Genomic DNA, 5,271 nt, shown 5'->3' with positions numbered 1-5,271 from the left:
GCTCTGGATCAAATCACTTCACATCGTTTTCATCACCAGCTGGTTTGCCGGACTGTTCTATTTGCCGCGCATCTTTGTCAACCTCGCGATGGTGCCGCCGGAAAGCGTGGCCGAGCGTGAGCGCCTGATCCTGATGGCCCGCAAGCTGATGCGCTTCACCACCTTGCTGGCTTTTCCGGCGCTGGTTTTCGGTTTGTGGCTATACCTTGGCTACGGCATCGGACGCGGCCCGGGCGATCGCTGGATGCATGCAAAACTGGCCGTCGTGGTGCTGGTCATTGTTTATCACTACGCCTGCGTGCTGCAGCTGGACAGGTTCGTCGACAAGCGCAACAGCCGCAGCCATGTCTGGTTGCGCTGGTTCAATGAAGTCCCCGTGCTGCTGCTGCTGGCAGCGGTGATTCTGGTGGTGGTCAAGCCCTGGCAGGGCTAGCCGGCGCACGCCACAGGACTAGCGAAATGGCCCGGCCAGCATATTCCCCGGATGCGGCGCACGGTGCGCACCGCCCGACTGCCTTTCCGCTGGCGCTTGCCATCGTCTGCCTGATTGTCTACGCCAGCCTCTACCCGTTTTCCGAATGGCGCAACCAGGGCATTTCGCCGCTGCGCTTCCTGACGGCGCCGCTGCCGAAATACTGGACTGGTTTTGACGTTGGCATCAACGTGCTGGGCTATGCCCCACTGGGGTTTTTACTCGCCCTATCGGCACTGCTGCGCGGCCGGCGGCCCATTTTGGCCATCGCCTTGGCGGTGCTGGGCGCCGGGTTGCTGTCGCTGACGATGGAAACGCTGCAAAGTTTCCTGCCGTCCCGTGTGCCGTCGAATGTCGATCTTGCACTCAATACGCTGGGTGCGTGGCTGGGCGCCTGTTGCGGCTGGGGGCTTGACAAAGCCGGTCTGGTCGATCGCTGGGCTCGCCTGCGGGCGCGCTGGTTTGCGCCGGATGCGCGCTTCGCGCTGGTGCTGCTGCTGCTCTGGCCGCCCGCCTTGCTGTTTCCCGCCTCCGTGCCCCTGGGCCTGGGGCAGGTGTTCGAGCGGCTGGAGTCGGCGCTTGCCGAGGCGCTGGCCGACACGCCCTTTCTGGAGTGGCTGCCGGTGCGCGATGTCGAGTTGCAGCCGCTGGTGCCGGTGGCCGAACTGCTTTGCGTGGCGCTGGGTGTGCTGATTCCCTGTCTGCTCGGCTATTGCATTATCCGCACCCTTTGGCAGCGCGCGGCGTTTTCGATGGCAGTGATTGCCGTCGGCATCTTCGCTTCAGCCCTGTCGGCAGCGCTCAGCTACGGGCCCGAGCATGCCTGGGCCTGGCTGGACAGCCCGGTGCAGGCGGGTATTGGTTTGGGCGCGTTGCTGGCCGCGCTCTTGCTGGCGCTGCAGCGCCGCGCTGCGGCGGCCCTGGCGCTGCTGGCGCTGGCCGTGCATCTGGCGTTGCTTAACCAAGCGCCGGCTGACCCTTATTTTGCGCAAACCCTGCAAATCTGGGAGCAGGGCCGTTTTATCCAGTTTTATGGCGCGGTGCAGTGGCTGGGCTGGATCTGGCCCTACGCGGCATTGCTGTATCTGCTGGTGCGGCTTTCGGGTCCCGAATACGCTGCGCGCGCTGAAAAGTAAAATCACACCATGAGTTCTTCCATCATTGCCCAAAACACCGGCCCCGTTGACTCCGCAGCGGGTTCTTATTACGAACGGCACATCTTTTTTTGCCTGAACCAGCGCGCCAATGGCGAGGCTTGTTGCGCCGATCACCGCGCGCAGCAAGCCTTCGACCGCTGCAAGTCGCAAGTCAAGGCGGCCGGGCTGGCCGGACCGGGCCAGGTGCGGGTCAACAAGGCCGGCTGCCTGGACCGCTGCTCGGCGGGACCGGTGGCGGTGGTGTATCCCGAGGCGGTCTGGTACACCTATGTGGATGAGAGCGACATCGACGAGATTGTCGAGTCGCACCTGAAAAACGGCCGGGTGGTTGAGCGCTTGCTGGTGCCCGCGCATCTCGGGCGCTAGATTGCGGCTGGCGGGTGATGTCGCGCGGGAATTTTCGCCTTGAGTATAAAAAACCGATGTTTTGGACGCCACGTCCAATGAATACCGCTATGGTTTGCTATTTTTTTAATAGCAAACCAATTGAATGGAAAGTGCATCCGTGAATTCCCAGACCCGCAAATCCACCATTGAGGGCCCGGCCGGCGCGCTTGAAATTGCGCTGGATGCGCCGGCTGGCGACTCGCGCGGCGTGGCCGTCATCGCCCATCCGCACCCGCTGTTTGGCGGCACGCTGGACAACAAGGTGGTGCAGACCCTGGCGCGGGCCTTCGTGCAGTCAGGCTGGACGGCAGTGCGCTTCAACTTTCGCGGTGTCGGCGGCAGTGCCGGCAGTCACGACGAAGGCCGCGGCGAACTGGATGATTTTCTGGCGGTAGTGCAGCATGCGGCGGCGCCGGGCGGCAAGCAAGTCACGCTGGCGCTGGCCGGGTTTTCCTTCGGTGCGTTCGTCACCACCCACGCGTTTGAACGCCTGCGCACCAGCCGTAACATTGAAAAACTCGTGCTGGTAGGCACCAGCGTCAGCCGCGCGGCGGCCGCTCCGATAGACCCCGCAGCCCACCTCAAGACGCTGGTGGTGCATGGTGAGCAGGATGACACCGTGCTGCTGTCCGCTGTGATGGACTGGGCGCGTCCGCAGGCACTTCCTGTTACGGTTGTGCCCGGGGTCGGTCATTTCTTTCATGGACAATTGCCGTTGCTGAAACACCTGGTGACCCGCCACCTGTCATCGCCCGTGGCCTGAACCTTGCCAATGCTGCGCGATTCACTCCTGTCTCCCCCCTTTTTTTTCTTTCCCTTTCACTTACCCAATTCCTGACATGCAATGCTCTCTCAAGGCCCCCGTCGGCCTGCGCGGCCTCGCCGCCACTTTGGTCCTGGCTTTCTCTGTGGCGCTGCCGCTCGCCCACGCCCAGGCACCACAGGCACCGGAAATCGCCGCCCGTTCCTTTCTGCTGCTCGACGTCACGGCCAACCAGATCCTCGCCGCCAAGGACATCGATGCGCCGGTCGAGCCGGCCTCGCTGACCAAGCTGATGACCGAATACCTGGTGTTTGACGCGCTCAAGGCCAAAAAAATTACCCTCAAGCAAACCTTCGGTGTCAGCGAGCGGGCCTGGAAAATGCCCGGTTCGCGCATGTTCATTGACCCCAAAATGCAGGTGCCGGTGGAAGACCTGATCAAGGGCATGGTGGTGCAATCGGGCAACGACGCGACCATGGCGCTGGCCGAGGGCGTGGGCGGTACGGTCGAGCATTTCGTGCAACTCATGAATGAGCAGGCCAAGGCGCTCGGCATGAAGTCGACCAGTTACAAAAACCCCGAAGGCCTGACCGAAGCCGGCCATACCACCACCGCGCGTGACCTGAGCGTTCTGTCGACGCGCCTGATGCAGGATTTTCCGGATTACGTTGCCTACTCCGCCATCAAGAAATACCGTTACCCCGGCACTCCGGTTGCGAACGACACGAATCGCAACACGCTGCTGTTTCGCGACCCCACGGTGGATGGCCTGAAAACCGGCCACACCAACGCGGCCGGCTACTGCATGATCGCCACGGCCAAGCGCGACTTCCCCAACCTGGGCGCTGCTGGCGCCCCCGGCGGCAGGCGACTGCTGGCGATTGTGCTGGGAACCACCAGCGACAGCGCGCGCGCCAACGAATCGCAAAAATTGCTGAATTGGGGTTACACCGCGTATGAAGCCGTGAAGCTGTTTGACGCCGGCCAGGCCGTCGTTTCGCCGGCCGTCTGGAAGGGTAAAGAGTCCACCGTCAGGCTTGGCCGGCCCGAGGCTATCGTGGTCGCCGTGGTTGCAGGCAGCGCGCCCAAGCTGAAAACCCAGGTAGCAAGGCCTGATCCGCTGGTCGCGCCCTTCAAAAAGGGTCAGTCGCTGGGCAGCCTCAAGGTCATGTTGGGTGACAACCCGGTTGCAATTGCCGAAGTTCCACTGGTCGCGCTCGAGGCTGTGGAAGAAGCCGGAATTTTTGGCCGCGCCTGGGATTCCATCAGGCTCTGGATCAAGTAAGCGGCAAGTTTCAGGCGACGCGCCGGTTTGCCGGTGCTGCGTGACCGCCTCAAGGCTGTTGTGGCGCGCCACTTGAGCCTTTACGCTATCCGGCTTATACTAGAAAGCTTTTCCGCTTTTGGTGCGGTGAAGCTTTCGCGTATTTCATATCGCTTTTATGTGTTTTCCAGACGTTTAGGGACGTTTTTCCAATGCCAACCATCAATCAGTTAGTCCGTCAGGGGCGTGAGGTCGAAAAGATCAAGTCCAAAAGCCCTGCGATGGAAAATTCTCCGCAGCGCCGTGGTGTGTGCACCCGGGTGTACACGACCACGCCTAAAAAGCCAAACTCCGCTTTGCGTAAAGTCGCCAAGGTGCGCCTGACCAACGGATTTGAAATTATTTCCTACATTGGCGGCGAAGGCCACAACCTGCAGGAACACAGCGTGGTGCTGGTTCGCGGCGGTCGTGTCAAGGATCTGCCCGGTGTGCGCTACCACATTGTTCGTGGTTCGCTTGACTTGCAAGGCGTGAAAGACCGCAAGCAGTCGCGTTCCAAGTACGGTGCGAAAAAGCCGAAGGCCAAATAAGCCAAACCGGTTCGGGCTCTGACCTAACGGTTTTTGTTCGCGCCAGAAGAAGTTGTCAGGACATCTTCAAAAACAGGTGTTTCACTCGCCCTGGCAGGTGGTTGAAACGAAGTGACCCAAGTGCAAGTTGTTTGCGCCGGTCGAGTAAGTGAGGGTTTGCTAACTCTCGCGGTATTGCCAACAGGCGATGCCAACTGAAGCAAAGAGGTGAAAAAATGCCACGTCGTCGCGAAGTCCCTAAACGTGAAATTCTTCCTGATCCTAAATTTGGCGATGTCGATCTTGCCAAATTCATGAATGTGATCATGCAAGGCGGCAAAAAGGCCGTCGCTGAGCGCATTATTTATGGCGCTCTGGAGCAAATCGAAAAAAAGAACCCCGGCAAAGACCCGCTGGAGGCTTTCCATATGGCCATCGGCAACATCAAGCCCATGGTTGAAGTGAAGTCCCGGCGCGTCGGTGGTGCCAACTACCAGGTGCCGGTTGAAGTGCGTCCCGTCCGCCGGATGGCTCTGGCCATGCGCTGGTTGAAAGAGGCCGCCAAGAAGCGTGGCGAGAAGTCAATGTCATTGCGCCTGGCCAATGAATTGATGGAAGCCACCGAAGGTCGTGGCGGTGCCATGAAAAAGCGTGACGAA

7 protein-coding genes are annotated in these 5,271 nt (G+C 60.6%); all 7 read left to right on the top strand.

The window, feature by feature from the left end; translation table 11 throughout:
- Positions 1-433: CopD family protein (locus HHJ19_RS12520; protein WP_296907881.1), on the top strand; the 433-nt coding region annotated here is incomplete at its 5' end.
- Between the two features lie 26 nt (positions 434-459).
- Positions 460-1,608, top strand: coding sequence for a VanZ family protein (locus HHJ19_RS12515; protein ID WP_296907878.1), 1,149 nt, complete (start codon positions 460-462; stop codon positions 1,606-1,608).
- Between the two features lie 9 nt (positions 1,609-1,617).
- Positions 1,618-1,995 (top strand): (2Fe-2S) ferredoxin domain-containing protein, encoded by a 378-nt coding sequence (locus tag HHJ19_RS12510; RefSeq protein ID WP_296907868.1) that lies wholly within the window; start codon positions 1,618-1,620, stop codon positions 1,993-1,995.
- 139 nt (positions 1,996-2,134) lie between these two features.
- Positions 2,135-2,779, top strand: a complete 645-nt coding sequence (locus tag HHJ19_RS12505) for an alpha/beta fold hydrolase (protein WP_296907861.1) — start codon at positions 2,135-2,137, stop codon at positions 2,777-2,779.
- A gap of 76 nt (positions 2,780-2,855) precedes the next feature.
- Positions 2,856-4,064, top strand: coding sequence for a D-alanyl-D-alanine carboxypeptidase family protein (locus HHJ19_RS12500; RefSeq protein WP_296907858.1), 1,209 nt, complete (start codon positions 2,856-2,858; stop codon positions 4,062-4,064).
- Between the two features lie 191 nt (positions 4,065-4,255).
- Entirely contained in the window at positions 4,256-4,633 is a 378-nt protein-coding gene (rpsL, locus tag HHJ19_RS12495) for a 30S ribosomal protein S12 (RefSeq protein WP_092130055.1), read from the top strand.
- Between the two features lie 215 nt (positions 4,634-4,848).
- A partial coding sequence (gene rpsG / locus HHJ19_RS12490; protein ID WP_296907850.1) for a 30S ribosomal protein S7 occupies positions 4,849-5,271 on the top strand: 423 nt, incomplete at its 3' end.

The organism is Polaromonas sp., from assembly GCF_012927415.1.
Lineage (GTDB): Bacteria > Pseudomonadota > Gammaproteobacteria > Burkholderiales > Burkholderiaceae_C > Polaromonas.
This window is presented reverse-complemented; position numbering and strand designations above follow the sequence as displayed.

Coding starts and splice junctions, on each gene's coding strand:
- rpsL (WP_092130055.1), top strand. CDS start 4,256: ATGCCAACCATCAATCAGTTAGTCCGTCAGGGGCGTGAGGTCGAAAAG.
- HHJ19_RS12500 (WP_296907858.1), top strand. CDS start 2,856: ATGCAATGCTCTCTCAAGGCCCCCGTCGGCCTGCGCGGCCTCGCCGCC.
- HHJ19_RS12515 (WP_296907878.1), top strand. CDS start 460: ATGGCCCGGCCAGCATATTCCCCGGATGCGGCGCACGGTGCGCACCGC.
- HHJ19_RS12510 (WP_296907868.1), top strand. CDS start 1,618: ATGAGTTCTTCCATCATTGCCCAAAACACCGGCCCCGTTGACTCCGCA.